The organism is Rhodococcus gannanensis, assembly GCF_042681175.1.
Lineage (GTDB): Bacteria > Actinomycetota > Actinomycetes > Mycobacteriales > Mycobacteriaceae > Rhodococcus_G > Rhodococcus_G gannanensis.
In genome coordinates, this window is the sequence record NZ_JBHUFB010000019.1 from 305,614 (window position 1) to 323,892 (window position 18,279).

Consider the following 18,279-nt stretch of genomic DNA (forward strand, 5'->3'; position numbering starts at 1 on the left):
TGCTCAGCCCTCCTGTTCGGTGGAATGACCGGGAAAGATCTCGGCGTCGGGATCGAGCACCGCGGCCGCGTTGTTGATCGCGGTCGCGGCCTCGCCGAAGCCGACGGCGATCAGCCGTACCTTCCCCGGGTAGTCGGTGATGTCCCCGGCCGCGTACACCCGCGGCACGGTGGTCTCCATACGGGTGTTGACGACGATGTGCCTCGAGTCGATCTCGAGGCCCCAGTCCGTCATCGGACCCAGGTCTGCGGTGAAACCGAGCGCCGCGATCACCGATTGCGCAGGCAGCGTCGTGGTCGTCCCCTCCGGCTTGTGCGCCACGTCCACCTCCGCGATCCAGCCGTTGCCGCGCACGGCCGAGACGTCCGCGTTGACGAGCATCCGTACAGTGCTGTCGCGGACCTTCGTGACCGTTGCGCCGTGCGCCCGGAACTTGTCGCGGCGGTGCACGAGCGTCACCGAGGACGCGATCGGCTCGAGATGCACGGCCCAGTCGAAGGCGCTGTCGCCACCACCGACGATCACGACGTCCTTGCCCGTGTGCGCCGAGAGATCGGGCACGAAGTAGCTCAGACCGCGATCGAGGAAGTCGAGACCCTTCACCAGCGGGCGGGGGGTGAACGTGCCGATCCCGCCGGTGATCACGACCGCGCCCGCGGTGACGGTGCGGCCGCTGCTCGTTCCGATCACGACGCGTCCGTCGTCGGTGTGCGCGAGGGTCTGCGCCTGCTCCCCGAGCAGGAACGTCGGGTCGTAGGGCGCGGCCTGTTCCAGCAGGCCGGCGATGAGGTCACGCCCCTTCACGGACGGGAACCCGGCGATGTCGAGGATCGCCTTCTCGGGGTACATGGCACTGACCTGCCCGCCGGGTTCGGACAGTGCGTCGAGGACGGCCACGCGAAGCCCGCGGAAGCCGGCGTAGTACGCGCCGTACAGCCCGGCCGGGCCTGCGCCGATGATCAGGATGTCGACGTCGAGACCGGAACCGGTCGACGCGGTCAGCGAAGCGTTCATGCCGGCAACGCTAATGACGTTGCTGCACTTGCCAAATGAAACGGGTCCGGTCAGCAGACTGGTTTCGACCCGATCCGGGGAGTCCTTCCACACGACAAGGCGGGCACACCGGCGCAGGGATGCGGGTGTGCCCGCCTCTGCGGGACTCGACTGCCCCTAGGGCGAGCCGAAGACCTCCGGTTCCTCGGCAGCGATCTTCTGGATGATGGTCGAGTACGCGAACCAGCCGACCTTCTCGGTGCCGACGGCCTCGTAGGTCTGCGCGGCGATCTCGTCGTGCAGCGCCACCGGTTCACCCGCGGCCCGCGCAGCCAGTTCGGCCTGCATCGACCGCTCCATCGACACGTACCACCACACCGCGCTCTCGACCGACGTCCCGACCGTGAGGTGCCCGTGATTGGTCAGGACGACGGCCTTGTTCGACCCGAGCGCCGCCGCGATGCGCAGGCCTTCCTCCTCGTCGAGCGCGACACCGTGATACTCGTCGTACACGGAGTGGTCCTCGAAGAAGGCGCACGCGTCCTGCGTGATCGGGCTGAGCAGACGGTGCAGCGAAGAGAACGCCTTACCCTGCAGGCCGTGCGCGTGGACCGCGCCGATCACGTCCGGGCGAGCCTCGTGCACCTTGGAATGGATGACGAAGGCGGCCCGGTTGAGCGGACCTTCTCCCGACAGGACGGTGCCGTCGGAGTCGACGTGCAGCAGTTCGTCCGGCAGGACGCGGGAGAAGTGCCTGCCGAACGGCGCCGTCCAGAAGGTGTCGGGACGCTCGGGATCGCGGGCGGTGATGTGCCCAGAGATGCCCTCGTCGAGACCGAACCGCGACAGGATCCGGTAACCGCCGATCACCGCGACCTTCCTGCGATGCCGCTCGGTGTCGACGTCGCCGGATTCGGGTCGTCCGGGGATGCCCGCCAGCTCGGCGATGGTGGGTGCGTGAGTCATTGCGTCCCTTCGTGTTCGACGGATGGGGTGGACGGACTACTTGACGCCGTACCGGGCGAGATACCGCGTCGAGAGCAGGCGCAGGATCCGGTCGAACACGAACCCCATGATGCCGAGCACGATGATGCCGACGAAGGTCCAGTCGATGCGTCCGTAGTTGCGGGCCTGCCAGATCATCGACCCGATACCGTGGTCGGCCGCCACGATCTCGGCGGAGACGATCGTCAGGAAGCTGTTGCCCATCGCGAGGCGGGCGCCGGTGATGATGCCCGGTACCGACGACGGCAGCACGACGGTCTTCATGATCTGGAGCTTGCCCGCCCCCAGGTTCGTCGCGGCCTGCAGCTTGTTCTCGCTGATCGCGACGGTGGCGGCGATGGTGCTCACCGTGACGATGAAGACCGAGGTGTAGAAGATCAGCACCACCTTCGATGTCTCGCCGATACCGAACCAGACCACGGCGAGGGTCACGAACGCGATCGGCGGGATGAAGCGGAAGAACTCGATGTAGGGGTCGAGCAACTGGCGCACGATGTTGACGCGGCCCATGAGGATGCCGATCGGCGCGCCGATCACGACGCCGAGGGTCCACCCGATGAGAATGCGTTGCGCCGACGCCCAGATGGACGTCCACAGCACACCGCTCTCGGCCAGTTCGGTTGCGGCCTTCCACACCTCGACGGGAGAGGCGATCGTGGTGGGCCCGTACCACCAGGCGAGGAACGACCAGACCGCCAATCCGATCACGGCCGACGCGATCCACAGCAGTGCGGTGCGCGCGGCGGCGCCGGTGGCACCGGCGGCCTTGCGCCGGGCACGTGGCGCACGCGCGGCGCGCACGGTGGCGGGGGTGTCGGCGACGGCGGTCACAGCTGGTCCTCCTCGATGCCCTGGTTGCGCAGCGATGCCACGACCTCCGCGCGAATGTCGTCTCTCAGTTGCTCGTACAGATCGATCACGTCGGGGTGTGCCCGGTCCCGCGGCCTCGGCGCGTGCACCTCGTAGATGCTCTTGATGCGGGCCTTGGGGCCCGCGGACATGACCACGACGCGGTCCGCGAGGGTCAGCGCCTCGTCGATGTCGTGGGTGACGAAGACGACCGTGCAGCCGGTGTGCCGCCAGATCTTGTCCAGCTCGCTCTGCAGCACCTGCCGGGTCTGCGCATCCAGTGCGCCGAACGGCTCGTCCATCAGGACGAGGGAGGGCTGATTGGCCAGCACCCGTGCGATCTGCACGCGCTGGCGCATACCGCCGGAGAGCTGGGCCGGGAACTTGTCACCGGCATGTGGCAGGCCGACCATCGCGAGGTACTCGGCGGCGATCCGGGCCTGGGCAGCCTTGTCCGCCCCGTGCATCCGCGGGCCGTACGCCACATTCTGGCTCACGGTCATCCACTCGAACAACGCTTCCGAACTCTGGAAGACCATGCCCGCGTGCGGATTGCTGCCGTAGACCTCGTCTCCGTCGCAGACGATGTCGCCCGCGGACGGCTTGACGAATCCCGCCATCGCCGACAGCAGGGTCGACTTGCCGCATCCGCTCGGTCCGAGCAGACAGACGAACTCTCCCGGCCGGACGTCGAGGTCGATTCCCGAGACGATCTCGGCGGCACCGAAACTGATGCCGAGGTCACGGACGTCGATGGGGACGCCCTTGATGGTGGTTGTCGCGGTCATTGCTTGTCCTCCTGATACCAATCGAGCATCATCGCCGAGGTGAGGTCGGGCTGCTCGGAGAGAACGCCGATCTTCTTGTAGAAGTCGACGATCGACTGTGCTGATTCCACGTCCTTGCCGGTGAGATTCTCTACACCGAAATCGATCTCGCCGACCGCGGTGATCGTCTGGTCCTCGGCGACGTTTACAGCTGCCTTGGTCGCGGTCGCGGCGATCTGCGGATCGGCCTCGACGCGTTCGCTCGCCTCGGCCAGAACCTTCGCGATCGCGCGGGCCGTGTCCTCGTTCTCCGCGAGCCACGGCGCAGTGGTGATCGCCCAGTGGTGATAGAACCAGTCGTAGTCGCCGGTCACGGCCACGACATGTCCGCTGCCCTGGGACAGCGCAGTGGCCGGCCACGGCTCCCAGAGGACGTAGCCGTCGATGTCGCCGCGGCTCAGCAGGGCGGGCATGTCGGTCGGAGTTGCCGACACCATCTCCACCGAATCCGTCGGGACACCGTTGGCCTCGAGGTACTTGTCGGTGGAGATCTGGCTCAGCCCCGGGACGATGCCCATCTTCTTGACGCCGGCCGCCGAGTCGACTCCGTTACGCAGGACCACCTTGATGTAGTCACCCGACACCTCGTACGAGTACATGGCCCGGAGCGACGGGTTCTGGCGCAACTGCGCGATCGTCGTGGTGTCCGAGCTGCCCGCCACCTGGACCTGTCCGGTCGCCAACGCGTCCACGGCCTCGCCGCCGCGGCCGAACTGGACCAGTTGGACGTCGAGTCCGGCGTCCGCGAACATCCCCTCCTGATCGGCGACGAAGAACGGCGCGTAGGAGGCATCGATGCCGACTGCGATCCGGAGGGGACCACCACCCGTGTCGGCCGTGCTCTGCGTGGCGGGGCGACTGCACGCCCCGGTAGCGACCGTGAGGACCAACGCTGCTGATGCAAGGGTCACCTTGCCGAATCTCGATCGCCAGGCCATGTCTGCACACCTTCGTTCTGTGATCTGGGCCGCATTCGCGGGGTCGTGGTGAAGAAACCTAACGGCGCGGGAAGTCCGCGAAAACCAACACGGTCCGCCGTGCGGACCGGACCGCGGAACTTACCCGGACGCAACATCGCACCTGGTACGGACGGGTTCTCCGAAACTCCGACGAAACACGAGCGGGCATCTGTTTCGCGGTATCGCGTGGTCCGGGTGGCGGAATCACACCGTCCACAACGGCGACGCACCCCCGCACACGCGTGCCACGTTCGCAGCGGTCATCTCGTAGATGCGCCGACGCGCGGTGGCGCTGCCGCCGGCGACATGCGGACTCGCCAGGACGCGATCCAGCGACCGCAGCGGGCTGTCGGCACCGAGTGGTTCGGTGTCGAACACGTCGAGCGCGGCGCCTCCGACACGGCCTGTGCGCAGGGCCGCCGTGAGAGCCGTCTCGTCGATCACCGGCCCCCTCGCGACATTGACCACGATCGCGTCCGGTGGCAACAGGCCGAGTTCACGCTCGCCGACGAGCCCGCGCGTCCGTGCCGTCAGCGGGACGGCGACGACGAGGACGTCGGATTCGGTGAGCAGGTCGTCCAGCGGCAGATACCGCACCGCTGTGTCGGGCCGGGAGTGCCGGGCGGTGTAGGCGACGGCGCAACCGAACGCCTCGAACAGGGTGGCACAGCGCCGTCCGATGTCGCCGAATCCGACGATCCCCACCCGTCGATCACCCAGATCGCGGCAGCCGTGGTCGAGGATCGCCTGCTGCGGCCAGCCACCGGAACGGATCTCGTTGTCGGCCCACGCGATCGACCGGCTCACCGCAGCCGCTGCCGCGACCGCCCACTCGGCGACCGACGCGGCATTCGCACCCGGAGTGTTGGCCACCGGGACACCCACGCTGTTCCAGGCGTCGACGTCGATCCAGTTGGTCCCCACACCCGGCTGCTGGATAAGCCGCAGATGCGGTGCCAGCGCGGCTTCGGTTGCCCCCAAGGGGAGTTCGCCGCTCCAGTCGCCGACCACGATGTCCACTCCCGGCAGCAGCTCCCACAGCTCGGCCCGGGTCCTGGCGGTCGGCCGGAACACCTCGTGACCGACCGCGGCGGCCCGCACCGCGACGGTGAGTCCGTCCTCCTCGTTGGGGGCCAACAGTAGGATTCGCATCCGCGAACCGTCCTCTCGATGAGTGAAGCCGGCCGCGCACGGGGCACGGCCGGCTTCGAGATGTCCGGGTCCTTCGGTCGGTCAGGCCACGTTCTTCGCCCGCTCCGATGCCTTCGCCAGGAACTCGAGGCTGAGCGGGTTGTACAGCGCCGCCTGCTCGTGCTGCGGCCAGTGTCCGCACTCCGGGTACAGCTGCAGCTGCGCACCGGGGATGTCCGCGGCCATCTTCTTCGCCTCCGGCACGTCACCGAACGGGTTCTCGTGTCCCCACACGACGAGGGTCGGGGCCTGAATCCGCGCCAACCGGTCGGGCCGGAGCAGGTTGCGCTGGCGGGTCTCCATGTCCTGCAGCGACAGAAGGTTGTGGATGTTGGCAACGAAGTCAGGCTGATGGTAGATCCGGTGCCGTGCCTCGACGAGTTCCTCGGTGGCGTTGACCGGATCGTGCATGAGCAGATGGAGGCGCGCCCGCGTCAGCTCGATGTCGTCACTCTGGACGGCCTTCGCGGTCGAAGTTCGGATCCGCTCCATCACCTCGGGATTGGCGACGGTCCCGCCTGCCGCGAGGAGCTGCAGCGACAACACTCGCTCGGGCTGCTCACTCGCGAGGTGTGCGGCGACCCAGCCACCGAGCGACTCACCGACGAGGTGCACCTTCTCGAGCCCGACGGCATCGAGGTAGTTCACGAGATGCTCGACGTAGCGCGGAATCTCGTACGGGTAGTCGGGCTTGCCGGTGTAACCGTGCCCGAGCATGTCGATCGCGTGGCACTCGTAGTACGGGGCGTGCGCGGCGATGTTGCGGGAGAATGCCTCGAGGTGACCGCTCGTGCCGTGCAGGAACACCACGGCCTCGTCACCCGAGCCGGCCTGCAGCGAACGGGTGGGAATGCCTGCCGCGTCGACCGTCTTCACCGCGAAGTCGAGTCCGGCCAGTTCGTTCCAGATTGTCATGTGCATGTCCTTTACAGAGGTGGAGAATGATGAACGATCAGGGTTCGACCGGATGCTCCGCCGGGTCGAGGACGACGGCGCCCATGCCGGTGAGCCACTCCGGAATCGCCTCGTACGCCAGGCGTTCTGCGGGGATGTAGTCCAGGATCGCGGCCATCATCAGCCAGGTGCGAAGCTCCTGGGCACCGTTACCCGCTTCGGCCTCCAGTTCGCTCGTCGAGTAGCCGGCGAGTTCGGCGGCCTTGCCGGTGGCGAACAGGTCGAGGATCCGGTCGTCGAACTCCGGTGAGATCGCGGCCTCGGCGGCCCGGATGATCTGGCGGCGGCGGACGTCGTAGTCGGACCAATTCTCCCGGCCGTCCAGCCACGCCTGCACCATGAAGTCCTCGTCCTCACCGTGCGGATCGCGCCAGTCAGGCCACGGCAGACGATGCGACAGTCCACCGGACGCGATCACGACCACCCGCTTGTCCTCGGGATACGACGCGATTGCTTCACGGAGTGCGAAGGCGAGTTCCTCACATCGTCCGAACGTCGGGAGCGGCGGCGCGAACACGTTGACCACCAGCGGAACGATCGGGACGTCGAGGCCGGTCAGCAGGTGCTGGATGGCGTGCGACTGACCGTGGTCGATCTGGAGGCGCGCCGAGAACGCCAGGTCGAACCGGCCGCTCTCGACCACCTCACCCGCCAGGTGCCGTGCGAGATCGACGTCGACGTTCTGCGGCCCCTTCGGGGTACCCGACTCACCGCTCGCGTTGCACTCACCCACTCCCAGGGTGAAAGGCGGGATGAGATCGAGCCAGAATCCTCGGAAATGGTTGGACCCCATCAGGATAACGACATCGGGGCGCGCAGCGGCGATGCGGTCGCGCGCCGCGTACAGCGCGTCCCGGAACCGCTCGGCCTCGGCCTTGTGAGTCGTCTCCTCCCAGTGTGTGTTCATGAGGGTGCTGTGCGAGGCACCGACCCCCAGCACGATCTTGGCCATCAGCCGACTCCTACTTCCTCGAGTGTGCGGGTCACCGTGTCGACCACGACACGGACCAGGTACCGGGTCAGCCTCTCCGCCTCGCGCAGATCGACGGTGTTCATGCCCATCGCGAAGTCCACGTCGAACGGGGCATCCACCACCTTCGGCATACCCACCCGGACGGTCGGGATCCCGCGACCACGCAGGATGTTCGCGTCGGTTGCGCCACTGGCATCGAGAAGCTCCCGATGCGGCTGCCCCTCGAATGCTTCCCACGCCTGTACTGCGCTGCGGGACAGCCACATCTGCTCGTCGGATGCCTCACCGGGGATCGCCAGGATCTGCTCGACGTCGATGCGGACATCCAGGTCCGAGGCGATGGACTGCACCGCCTCCACCAGTTCACGTTTCGCCGCGGTCGGCGTCGTCCGCGGGCTCAGCCTCAGGTCCACCGTCATCCGCACCTGCTCGGGCGTGAACGACGCGGTGCGTTCCCAACCGCCCCGGATGTTGGCGACCATCCCCTGCGGGAACACCAGTCCGTCGCGGTGCCGCGCCGAGTACTGCGGGAACCAGTCCTCGAGACGTTGCGCCACCGCGCCTGCCAGGGCCACCGGGTTGCGGTAGGGCAGGCGGTGACGCGAGCCGACGTAGGTGTGGCTGCCGTGCACCGCGATCTCGAACCAGGCCAGTCCCACCTCCTCCCACGACACCGTCCATCCCGGCTTGGCGATCAGCGCGAAGTCCGCCCACACACCCTGTTCGAGCAGGAACGAGCAGCCCACACCCTGTCCGGTGTTGCGGCGCGGGTTGCCCACTCCGGGGCGGGCGTTGGTGGGCATGCCTCCGGCGCCGAAGCCGGCGAGAAGGTCACCGGTGAGGGGGATGCCCGCGGCCCGGACGGCCTCGACCGCAGCCATCACGCACGCCGCATGCCCCTTGGGGTTCGAGGCTCCGAGGCCCACGACGTAGTCACCCGTGCTGTGCGCGACAGCGGTCATGTCCGGGCGCAGCACGTCTCCGGCCCACGGCAGGTCCTCGTCCGCGTTGCCGCTCGTGACGGTGTCGATCGGGGCGTACAGCAGTAGGTCGGGACCTGTCCCGTCGCCGCGCAATCGGGCCCACGAGTTCGCCTGTCTGTCGTCGAGGCTCATCGTGTGGGCCTCGATGCCGCAGGCGGTGAACGTGTCGGTGATGTGGCGTGCGAGCGGCGCCTCGTCACCCGTCGGGCTGGCAACGTCCACCATCCCGACGGTCAGGTCCCGCAGCAGCTCGAGATCCACTTTCGCCCACGCATGTTCGGTCCACGCGCTGCGCTGCTCGTCGAGACCGGCGAGAGGATCGACGGCCCCCGCGGTCACGAGTTGACCTGGTGTACCTGGGTGTTGCTGCGTACCGCAACGTAGCGCCAGGCAAGCGGCGCACCGGTGGCCAGGAGGACGCCGAGCATCGTGCCGACGAGAGTTCTGAGCATCGAAGGTTCTCCTCTATTCGGTGTCGGCCGCGGCGGACACGCTCGCCCCGTTGGTCGACTCGGTGGGGGCGGTCGCCGACGCTGTGCGGGCGGCCGGGGTGCGGCGCTCCCGAACAGGTCGGACCGGAGGATCAGGCGTGAAAGCCAGTGCGGCCGCGATCTTCTCCGAGTACTCCTCCTCCGCGAGGTTGCGCCAGGTGGTCAGGGAAACGTCGGGCCGGTACAGCTTCTCCGGCGGTGCGTCGGTGACGCGGACCATCCACTCGTCCTGACCCGAGAACTGACCGTGGAACAGCCACCGGATCGCGCCGAGGTACTTGGCGACGAAGCCGAGCTTGCGCACGCCGGTGACGAAGTTGACCATGAGACCGACGTACAGGTGGTTGTCGTCGTCGACCGGCACGTAGAACTCGTAGTGGATGAAGTTCGGGTACGCGATGCGCAGCACGCCGGGCATCGACAGCGACGCGAATCCCGGGAAGTTCTGGGCCGCGATCACCGGGTTCACCTTGAGACCGGCTCCGACGTTGCCGATCTGCGAGATCTGGCTCTCGTCGGGCTTCTTCTTCCACCAGCGCTTGTTGGTCCACTTCCCGACTCCCGGGAAGTCCGCCTCCCAGTACACCTCCTCCTGGACGCGGTAGATCCAGCGTCCCTCGGGAATGATGCTGGTGATGTTCCACGTCGGCATCGGCTTGAACAGCCGCCACAGTGCGGTGCGGTGCAGGTACTTGGCGTGCCCCTCGTCGAACCCGTTCTCGCACGCGAACCGCCAGTTGCCGCCTCGCGGCTGGATACGGCCGCCGACGATGCCCTCGTTCTCGACCAGTTCGCGGGGCAACTGCTCGTCGATCGGCGGAGCCGGCTCACTCGCGATGGGTATGTACACCCACACGAGGCCGAGCCGTTCCTCCACCGAGTAGGTCTGCACCGACAGCTTGCCGCAGATCTTCGAGTCGGGGCCGTCCGTGATGACGGCGGCGAGTTTGCCGTCGGTCAGGCGGAAGGTCCAGCCGTGGTACGGGCAGCTGACTGTGCCCGGGAACTGCTGGTCGCCCTCGGACAGCGGGACACCACGGTGCGGGCAACGATCGTGCAGCGCATAGGCCTTGCCGCCGTCGCGGATGATCGCGAGCTTCTCGCCACAGATGGTGTAGCTCTTCGGGTCCTTGGTGATGTGGCTGGACCACGTCACCGGGTACCAGTATCCCCGGTAGCCGCTACCGGCCTCGTTGTATCGGGGCCATGCCGTCCAGTCCTGTCGACCGGCCGCACGCGGCCTCTCCGGGAGCGCCTGCGCGGCGCCCGGCGCCTCGACACCAGTCATGTGAAGTCCTCTCGACACGAGATCTTGTGGTACGCAGATCTTCCGGTGAACCGCCGCTCGCTCCAACGGATCGGGTTCGCTCAGCAGACCGGGTTCACCGTCGGGAGAACGATCGCCTCACCGGCGGCGCAGAGCGTCCCGTCACCGCTCCGCTCCTCGAGCGCGAGGGTGACGCGGCCGCCGTCGACCACCCGGACCGTTCCGGTGACGGTGAGAGTGCACCCCACGTAGGCCGGTGCCCGGTTCTGCCACCCGACCGACACGACGGCATCCGGGTCTCCGACGAACCGCGCCGCGGCGCGGAAGAAGAGCGACCCGTGCAACTGCGCCATCACGACGCGGTCCGCGAGCCCCTCGCTGTGCGCGTGAGCGGTGTCGTAGTGAATGCGGTGCGCGTTGTGCGTGGCGGCCCCGAACCTCAGGACTCGGACCGGGTCGGTCTGCAGCACAACGGGTTCGATCTCGTCCCCGACTGCGGAGGCGACATGTTCGCTCATCGGACGATGAACCTCTCCGTGACGGTGGCCAGTACTCCCGACGTGGCGGCGCGGTATGTCTTGGCCACGGTGATCAACAGGAACCGGGACTGGGGACGCCCCTTGAACTCGACACTCTCGATCGTGCGACTCGCCTCGATCTGCTCGCCGAGGGGCGTCGACCGGTGGAACTCGATGTCCTGGCCACCGGCCATCAGGCGCACGTCGAGTCCGGCGGTCCCCGGCACCTCGTCGGCGAACATGCCGTCGGCCCGGTACTCGTCGTCGAGGCCACCACGCGGCCCGCGCAGGAGGCTCGGCAGATACATCGGGTGCACGGTGAAGTCGGGCCGTGCCGGGTCGAGGTGGCGCGGATCGTCCTCCGCGCACGCGCGGGCGAATGCCACCGCCTCGTCGACGCGGACCACACCGAGCGGGCGCCGCTCCTCGGCGCCGATCATCGACGTGGACCGCTCGTACGCCGTGTCCAGTTCAGTTCCCATGCGGCGACGCTAGGGTCGCGACGACCTGCGCGACCACAGACCGGGACCGCCTGCCGGACCGCGAGCCTTTGCTCCCGCGCTGCGATCGGGTCAGGTGTCCGCATGACGAATCGACCGAACAGCTTGTACGCCACCGCAGCCGGCGTGAAGTTCCACTACCACGACCTGGGGGAGGGCTCCCCCACGATCTTCCTGCACGGCGGCGGCCCGGGCTGCACCGCGTGGTCGGACTTCGGGCCGGTGGCACCCCTGTTCGCGCAGGATCGCCGCGCGATCCTCGTCGACATCCTGCAATACGGACTGTCCGACAAGTGCACCATCACCGGGCCGATGTGGGACTTCCACGCCGCCAAGATCGTTGCCCTCATGGACGAACTCGGCATCGACCGTGCCGACTTCGTGTGCAACTCGTGGGGCGGCACGATCGCGCTCAACCTCGCGGCGAAGTACCCCGATCGGGTCCGGTCGCTGGTGATCACCGGCAGCATGCCGGTGTTCTACGGGCCGCTGGCCCCGCTGCCCGAGGACGGTCGCCGCGGCCGCAACGCACGCGACGTCTACTACGGCGGCCAGGGCCCCTCACGCGAGAAGATGCGAGCGCTCATCACGAAGCTCGAGTGGTTCGACGGCGATCGGCTCCCCGAGGAGACGCTCGACATGCGCTACGAGCAGAGCCTCGACCCCGACGAGATGGCGCTGGCCGCGGCGTCCGACAACCCCCGCGGTGACTGGCAGGATCTCACCGCCGAGCTCGGCGTGATCAAGGCTCCGACGCTGTTCGCGTGGGGCATGCACGACGCGTTCCTCACACCGGACTACCCGCTCATGCTGGCCCGGATGATCGAGCACGGGCACCTGTACGTGATGGACAAGGCCTCGCACCATCTGCAGGAGGAGCGGCCGTACGACTACTACACGGTGGTCACCGGGTTCCTGAACCAGCAGCATCCGTGACGTCACGGGTCACCGACGCGGCGGTTCCCGCCGGCTCCGCCACCGTCACGCCGGCTCCCGAGGGCGGGAGCAGGATCCGTCTGGTTCTGATCCTGGGTCTGCTCACCGCTCTCGGCCCCTTCACTGTCGACATGTACCTGCCTGCGCTGCCGGCGATCGCGGACGACCTCGCCACTTCGGACGCCACCGTCCAGCTGACGCTGACCGGCACATTGCTGGGGCTCGCCGTGGGACAGCTGGTGATCGGCCCGCTCTCGGACGTCCTCGGACGCAGGCGCCCCCTCGTCGTCGGAACGTCCGTGCACGTCCTCGCATCGCTCGCGTGCTGGTTCGCGCCGTCGATCACCGTGCTCGGAGCACTGCGGACGCTTCAGGGTCTCGGTGCGGCCGCGACCGGGGTGATCGCGATGGCCGTCGTCCGTGACCTGTACGCGGGCCGCGACGCCGCCGTCGTGCTCTCGCGTCTGATGCTGGTGATGGGTGTGGCCCCGATCCTGGCCCCGACTGCGGGTGGACTGCTGCTGACCGTGGTCTCCTGGCACGGGATCTTCCTCGTGCTGGCCGGCCTGGGTGTAGCGATGATGCTGCTCGGGGGCCTTGCGATGCCCGAGACCCTCCCCCCGCACACCCGGGTTCGGGGTGGGATCCGTCCACTCCTGCGAACCTACGGGACCGTGCTTCGGGATCGTCGATTCGTGATGCTCGCGTTGGCCTGCGGTCTGGGACGGGCCGTCCTCTGGGCGTACATCGCGGGATCCGCATTCGTGCTGCAGGAGCAGTTCCATCTCTCCGCCCTGACGTACGGGCTCGCCTTCACCGGCGGGGCCGCGGTCCTGATCGCGTCGACACAGCTCAACGTCGTGCTGCTCGGCCACTGGTCACCGATGCGGATCTCCGTGGTATCGCTGGCGGTCAGTGCTCTGATCGGGATCCTGTTCGTCGGCATCGCGGCCGCGGAGCTCGGTGGCGTGCTCGGGTTCGTGCTTCCGGTGCTGGCGCTGCTGTGCGCGACGGGGTTCGTCATGCCGAATGCACCCGCGCTGGCACTGACGCGGCACGGCGAGGCGGCGGGCACCGCGTCCGCGATCGTCGGTTTCGCACAGTTCGGCGGGGCCGCCGCGGTCGCCCCGGTCGTCGGCGTTCTCGGGAACACCGGCCTCGCGGTGGCGGTCGCCATGTCGGGCGCAGCGCTGCTCGCGCTGGGAGCCCTCTGCGCGGGCGCCCGGGACTAGGCGGAGCGCTCCAGTTCGCGGACTGCCCGCCCGATCGCGTCACCGGTGAGCCGCAGGTGTCCCGCCATCCGCTCGATGTTCATCCGCGAGGTCGCCGTCGTCAGCGAGATCGCCCCGATCAGTTCCGACCGGCTGAACAGCGGCACCGCCACGCTCCCCACCCCGAGCACGACCTCCTCGACCTCGACCGCGAACAGTTGCGCACGGGTGCGCTCGAGCTGCCCGCGCAGGCGGCCTGCCGAGGCCACGGTCAACTGGGTCGCGCGGGTCAGGCCGTTGTCGACGACCTGCTCGACCAGTTGCGGTGGTGAGTACGCGAGGATCGCCTTTCCGGTCGCGGTCATGTACAGGGGCAGCCTGCCGGCGACCCGAGACGGAAGCTCGACGGCGCCGTGGCCCGACAGCTTGTCCACGTACAGCACGTCGAGTCCGTCGCGGATCGAGAGGTGCACGGTCGTCCGGGTGACGGCATGCAGTTCTTGGAGGTGCGGCAGTGCTGCGTCGCGCAGGCGGCGCTGTGCGGGCACCAGGTGGCCGAGCTCGAACAGCCGCATGCCCAGGCAGTACTTGGTGCCCGCCCGTTCCAGCAGCCCCCAGTCCACGAACTCGCTCGCGATCCGGTGCACCGTTGTCTTGGGGACACCGCTCCGGCGGGCCAGTTCGGTCAGCGAGAGCACGTGTGAGTCGGCATCGAAGGCGTCCAGAACCCTGCGAGCCTTGTTCAACAACGTGTCCATCAGCGGGAATGCCTCCACCGTCGAGCCCGGTCCGGTGAGCGGACCGGACCGTCCCAGGGTACGTGAGCGGTCGTGGACGCACGATTGCCCGAGGTTCGCCCCGACGGAGAACGGTGGTGCGGGTGAGGGAGCACGCGAACGCGGTGCCCGCGGCGGGCGCGGTCGGAGCCGCGTTCCTGGCGCTTCAGGAGTGGACGGGCTCTCGCGGCGGAGTACCGAATCCGACTCGGCGCACCGCCGTCGCCGCGACCGGGGTGAGGGCCACCGCGAACGCGAGGGCGATGCACGAACCGAACACCAGTCCCGCCGCGACGTCGTGCGGGTAGTGCACCCCACTCACCACCCGGGAGATGCCCACGATCACCGCGGTGACGGCGGCGAGCACCGCCATCCACATGCGGCGCGCAGCGAGGGAGGCGAGGACCACGGCGGTTGCCAAAGCCGCGGAGATGCCGGAGTGGTTGCTGGGGAACGACCAGTCGCCGAGGGGCGGGCACTCCGACAGTGCGTGTACTCCGGGTAGTGCGGTGCAGGGCCGTTCCTCGGTGACGACGGACTTCACGGCGAGCGTCGCCAGCGCGGAACCGGCTGCTCCGGCGCCCGCTGCCACGCCGACTGCGAGCGTGCGGGTGTCGCCACGCCCCCACCACAACGAGACCGCCAGCATCAGCGCGAGCGCGACCAGTCCCGCCTCCGCGACGAGGTCGCTGACGGTGCCTGCCCCGGAAGGCCAGGACGCGGTCACGGCATCGACATCCCGGTACAGGGAGGTCGACCACCGGATCACCGGATTGCTCTCCATCTCGGCGGGACCGAACACCGCGAGGATGCCGGCCGCGACGATCAGGGCGGCCATGCCGAGCGGCCAGTTCCGGGGAATGAAGCGAGAGCGCACCGGAGGAATGTACGGGTCGAAGCTGGCACGAACCTGAGAGCACCGACCGGCACAACCGCCGAATGGTGAACAGCGGACAAATGGTTGGGATACGCCTCGACGCCGGCAGACAATCGACGTCATGACCAACCGGCCACTTCCGGATTCGGTGGCGACGCGGAACCGGATGAGCGCGCAGCGGCGGCGCGACACCGTCCCGGAGCTGGCGCTGCGGCGCGAGTTGCACCGCCGCGGCCGCCGCTACCGGGTCGATCGGGCTCCGCTGCCCGGGATGCGCCGTCGCGCCGACCTCGTGTTCCCGGGCGCGCGGGTCGCGGTGTTCGTCGACGGCTGCTTCTGGCACAGCTGCCCGGCGCACGCGACCTCACCGAGGAACAACGCCGACTGGTGGGCGGCGAAGCTGGCGGGCAACGTCGTCCGCGACCGGGACACAGATGCCTTGCTCACGGCCGCGGGCTGGACGGTGGTGCGCATCTGGGAGCACGAGGACCCGGTTGCCGCGGCCGACACGGTCGAGGCCGCGCTGCGTGGGAAATCGAACGATCGGTGAACATCGGCAAAACTGTGAGGGACTGCAGAGTTACGTCTAGTGTCAATGTGTAACTGTCCGCTCCCGTTCGAGGTGACCTGTGCCCGTACCGCCCTCCACCGTCTCTCGCCGCGCCTTCCTGGCAGGAATCTCCGCACTGGGCGGGGCCGTACTGCTCCCCGCGGGCGCGCACGCCTCCCCTGTCCTGCGACAGGCACCGGACGCGGGACCAGGACTGATCCGCAACCCCGAATTCGCGAACGGCGTCATGGCAGGCGTACCCCGCACCGACGGAGCGACGCTGTGGACGAGGGTCGGGGCGGGCGGCGGCAACAGCAGCAGCGTCTCCACCGGCAGCGCGGGCAGCAGCGCACCGAGCGGCGAGCTGGCGCTGATCGTCTCGGAACGGGAAGACCTGTCGAGCCCCGTCATCGCCGAACGTGTCCAAGTGGCGAGCGACGCCGACGGCACCGTGCACTTCGACGTGGCAGGCCTGGCTCCGGGTGAGGCGTACTACTACCAGTTCCGCGGCGACGGCGGTGAATCGCCGGTCGGGCGGTTCAAGACCCTGCGGCCCGCCGATTCCAACGAGCCGGTCCGCATCGGCTGGTTCACCTGCCAGGGCTTCGAGGACGGCTACTACGCCGCCCACCGCCACCTCGCCGCAGAGGACCTCGACTTCGTCGTTTGCCTCGGCGACTACGTCTACGAGTTCACCAAGCCCGGAGTCCGCGGCGTCGAGAGCAACGCGTTCCCGCAGACCATCGAGGCCATGCGCGACAAGTACCGCCGGTACCGCACCGACGCCAATCTCCGTGCCATGCACGCCAATCACGCATTCATCCCGCTCTGGGACGACCACGAGTTCCGCAACAACTACAGCACGGAAGGCTGGACCTTCCCCGTCATCTCCCCGATCGAGGGAGCGGTCGGATTCGAGCAGAAGAAGCAGTGGGCGTGGCAGTCGTGGTTCGAGCACATGCCCGTCCCGCGATTCGCCGGGGATCCGACCCGCACCTACCGCTCCCTGCGGGTGGGCCGCACGGTCGAGCTGTTCGCTCCGGACACCCGCCAGTACCGCGACAAGCAGGCGTGCGGCGACTCCCTCGACCACATCGTCTGCGCGGACGCCGACGCACCCGGCCGCACCATGTTGGGCGCACAGCAGAAGCAGTGGTTCCTGAACGGTCTCACCACCTCCGACGCGCGCTGGAAGGTCGTCGCGAACCCGAACATGATGATGGGCATGGTCGTCGAGGACCAGGGCACCCGCGCCTACATGGACACCTGGGACGGCTACGGCGCCGAGCGCAGTGAAATCCTCTCCGCCGCAGCACAGTCGGTGGACAACCTGCTGCTCGTCACCGGCGACGACCACGACGGCTGGGCAGGCGAACTGTGGGACACCGGATTCGCCCCCGGAACCCCGAGCGGCGCCCAGGTGAACGCGCCCGGCACCCGGCGGGCAGGCGTCGAGTTCGTCGTCCCGTCGGTCACCTCGGCGAACACCGCCGACGGCGGCTACACCAGCAGTGCCGCCGACCCGGACGGCGCTCGTGCCGAGGAGGCGAGCCGCGTGGCGAAGAACCCGCACATCAAGCACGCGGACATGGTCGCGCACGGTTACGGCATCCTCGACGTCGACTCGGCCGAGGCCCGCTTCGCGTTCCGCGCGGTCGACAAGCTGAACCCGGACGCCGGCGTCGAGACGTCGAAGGCGATGCGGGTCGGGGCGGGAACGTCGATGCTCGACAACGCCTGAACGGATGATCTACTGGCGCCATGGGTTTCACACGCGCCGAGTTGGAGTCCTTCCGTGACGCCGAGGTCCCGGACCTGATCGGACCCGGATGCCGACTGCTGTTCGTCGGCATCAACCCGGGTCTGTGGACCGCGGCGACCGGAGCGCACTTCGCGCGGCCCGGGAACCGCTTCTATCCGGCGTTGCTGCGCGCGGGCGTCATTCCTCGTGCCGTGGATCCGACGAACGGCATGTCGGACACGGACCGGGAGTTGCTGATCGACTGCGGGATCGGGATCACCAACCTCGCTCCGCGGGCAACGGCCCGAGCCGACGAACTGACCGCAGAAGAACTGCGGGCCGGTCCCGAGCGCCTGCGGCACGTCGTCCGGTCGGCGCGGCCCGCCGTCGTCGCGGTCGCGGGCGTGACGGCCTATCGCACCGCCTTCGGGCTCCGGCGCGCGTCGACCGGTCGACAGCCGGAGGACTTCGAGGGCGCCGCGCTGTGGGTGGTGCCGAACCCGAGCGGCCTCAACGCGCACGAGACGGTCGACAGCCTGGCCGACTGGTACCGCCGCGCGGCCTCCGACGCCCACCTCTCGAATGGCTGAACGTGGCGTTCATGCTGCTGATCCGCATGAACGCCACGTTCAGCCGTAACCGCCTGCTACCACCCCGGATGGGGGTCGGGGTGGGTGG

19 protein-coding genes are annotated in these 18,279 nt (G+C 68.5%); 5 read left to right on the plus strand and 14 right to left on the minus strand.

Annotated features, from left to right (window positions below; genetic code table 11):
• Positions 1–3 precede the first annotated feature (3 nt).
• The 12 genes from ACFSJG_RS20810 to ACFSJG_RS20865 all read right to left on the minus strand — a co-directional run bounded on the left by ACFSJG_RS20810 (position 4) and on the right by ACFSJG_RS20865 (position 11,492).
• Entirely contained in the window at positions 4–1,014 is a 1,011-nt protein-coding gene (locus ACFSJG_RS20810) for an NAD(P)/FAD-dependent oxidoreductase (RefSeq protein WP_378487138.1), read from the minus strand.
• Between the two features lie 156 nt (positions 1,015–1,170).
• Positions 1,171–1,959 (minus strand): class II aldolase/adducin family protein, encoded by a 789-nt coding sequence (locus tag ACFSJG_RS20815; protein WP_378487139.1) that lies wholly within the window; start codon positions 1,957–1,959, stop codon positions 1,171–1,173.
• A 36-nt stretch (positions 1,960–1,995) separates the two neighbouring features.
• Positions 1,996–2,829 (minus strand): ABC transporter permease, encoded by an 834-nt coding sequence (locus tag ACFSJG_RS20820; protein ID WP_378487140.1) that lies wholly within the window; start codon positions 2,827–2,829, stop codon positions 1,996–1,998.
• Positions 2,826–3,635: an ABC transporter ATP-binding protein gene (locus tag ACFSJG_RS20825; protein ID WP_378487141.1), complete on the minus strand. Its 810-nt coding sequence runs from the start codon at positions 3,633–3,635 to the stop codon at positions 2,826–2,828. The genes ACFSJG_RS20820 and ACFSJG_RS20825 overlap by 4 nt, the downstream gene beginning before the upstream one ends.
• Complete coding sequence (locus ACFSJG_RS20830) at positions 3,632–4,612, minus strand: ABC transporter substrate-binding protein (RefSeq protein WP_378487142.1); 981 nt, start codon at positions 4,610–4,612, stop codon at positions 3,632–3,634. Before ACFSJG_RS20830 ends, ACFSJG_RS20825 begins: the two co-directional genes overlap by 4 nt.
• A 225-nt stretch (positions 4,613–4,837) precedes the next feature.
• On the minus strand, positions 4,838–5,785 hold the full coding sequence (locus tag ACFSJG_RS20835; RefSeq protein WP_378487143.1) for an NAD(P)-dependent oxidoreductase: 948 nt from the start codon (positions 5,783–5,785) through the stop codon (positions 4,838–4,840).
• Between the two features lie 81 nt (positions 5,786–5,866).
• Positions 5,867–6,739, minus strand: a complete 873-nt coding sequence (locus ACFSJG_RS20840; RefSeq protein ID WP_378487144.1) for an alpha/beta fold hydrolase — start codon at positions 6,737–6,739, stop codon at positions 5,867–5,869.
• Positions 6,740–6,776: 37 nt separating this feature from the next.
• Entirely contained in the window at positions 6,777–7,730 is a 954-nt protein-coding gene (locus ACFSJG_RS20845; RefSeq protein ID WP_378487145.1) for a DODA-type extradiol aromatic ring-opening family dioxygenase, read from the minus strand.
• Positions 7,730–9,073, minus strand: a complete 1,344-nt coding sequence (locus ACFSJG_RS20850) for a M20 family metallopeptidase (protein ID WP_378487146.1) — start codon at positions 9,071–9,073, stop codon at positions 7,730–7,732. The genes ACFSJG_RS20845 and ACFSJG_RS20850 overlap by 1 nt, the downstream gene beginning before the upstream one ends.
• Before the next feature lie 126 nt (positions 9,074–9,199).
• Positions 9,200–10,513 carry an aromatic ring-hydroxylating oxygenase subunit alpha gene (locus ACFSJG_RS20855; RefSeq protein WP_378487147.1) on the minus strand — a complete coding sequence of 438 codons (1,314 nt, stop codon included), beginning with the start codon at positions 10,511–10,513 and terminating at the stop codon, positions 9,200–9,202.
• A gap of 80 nt (positions 10,514–10,593) precedes the next feature.
• Positions 10,594–11,010: a hotdog family protein gene (locus tag ACFSJG_RS20860; RefSeq protein WP_378487148.1), complete on the minus strand. Its 417-nt coding sequence runs from the start codon at positions 11,008–11,010 to the stop codon at positions 10,594–10,596.
• A complete protein-coding gene (locus ACFSJG_RS20865; RefSeq protein ID WP_378487149.1) occupies positions 11,007–11,492 on the minus strand; it encodes an FAS1-like dehydratase domain-containing protein in 486 nt (161 codons plus the stop codon). Before ACFSJG_RS20865 ends, ACFSJG_RS20860 begins: the two co-directional genes overlap by 4 nt.
• Positions 11,493–11,594: 102 nt before the next feature.
• Between ACFSJG_RS20865 and ACFSJG_RS20870 the strand changes: the two genes are divergently transcribed.
• Complete coding sequence (locus tag ACFSJG_RS20870) at positions 11,595–12,446, plus strand: alpha/beta fold hydrolase (protein WP_378487150.1); 852 nt, start codon at positions 11,595–11,597, stop codon at positions 12,444–12,446.
• Positions 12,443–13,678, plus strand: coding sequence for a multidrug effflux MFS transporter (locus ACFSJG_RS20875; RefSeq protein WP_378487151.1), 1,236 nt, complete (start codon positions 12,443–12,445; stop codon positions 13,676–13,678). The genes ACFSJG_RS20870 and ACFSJG_RS20875 overlap by 4 nt, the downstream gene beginning before the upstream one ends.
• On the opposite strand, the gene ACFSJG_RS20880 is transcribed toward ACFSJG_RS20875, so the two are convergent.
• Both ACFSJG_RS20880 and ACFSJG_RS20885 read right to left on the minus strand, forming a co-directional pair.
• The gene (locus tag ACFSJG_RS20880; RefSeq protein WP_378487152.1) at positions 13,675–14,415 is read right to left on the minus strand and encodes an IclR family transcriptional regulator; all 741 of its coding nucleotides are present in this window, start codon (positions 14,413–14,415) and stop codon (positions 13,675–13,677) included. The genes ACFSJG_RS20875 and ACFSJG_RS20880 overlap by 4 nt on opposite strands.
• Positions 14,416–14,599: 184 nt before the next feature.
• Positions 14,600–15,310 carry a phosphatase PAP2 family protein gene (locus ACFSJG_RS20885; protein WP_378487153.1) on the minus strand — a complete coding sequence of 237 codons (711 nt, stop codon included), beginning with the start codon at positions 15,308–15,310 and terminating at the stop codon, positions 14,600–14,602.
• Between the two features lie 121 nt (positions 15,311–15,431).
• On the opposite strand from ACFSJG_RS20885, the gene ACFSJG_RS20890 reads away from it, so the two are divergent.
• The 3 genes from ACFSJG_RS20890 to ACFSJG_RS20900 all read left to right on the plus strand — a co-directional run bounded on the left by ACFSJG_RS20890 (position 15,432) and on the right by ACFSJG_RS20900 (position 18,191).
• A complete protein-coding gene (locus tag ACFSJG_RS20890) occupies positions 15,432–15,860 on the plus strand; it encodes a very short patch repair endonuclease (protein ID WP_378487154.1) in 429 nt (142 codons plus the stop codon).
• Between the two features lie 79 nt (positions 15,861–15,939).
• Positions 15,940–17,601, plus strand: a complete 1,662-nt coding sequence (locus tag ACFSJG_RS20895) for an alkaline phosphatase D family protein (protein WP_378487155.1) — start codon at positions 15,940–15,942, stop codon at positions 17,599–17,601.
• Positions 17,602–17,621: 20 nt separating this feature from the next.
• Complete coding sequence (locus ACFSJG_RS20900; protein ID WP_378487156.1) at positions 17,622–18,191, plus strand: mismatch-specific DNA-glycosylase; 570 nt, start codon at positions 17,622–17,624, stop codon at positions 18,189–18,191.
• The last annotated feature ends 88 nt before the right edge of the window (positions 18,192–18,279 follow it).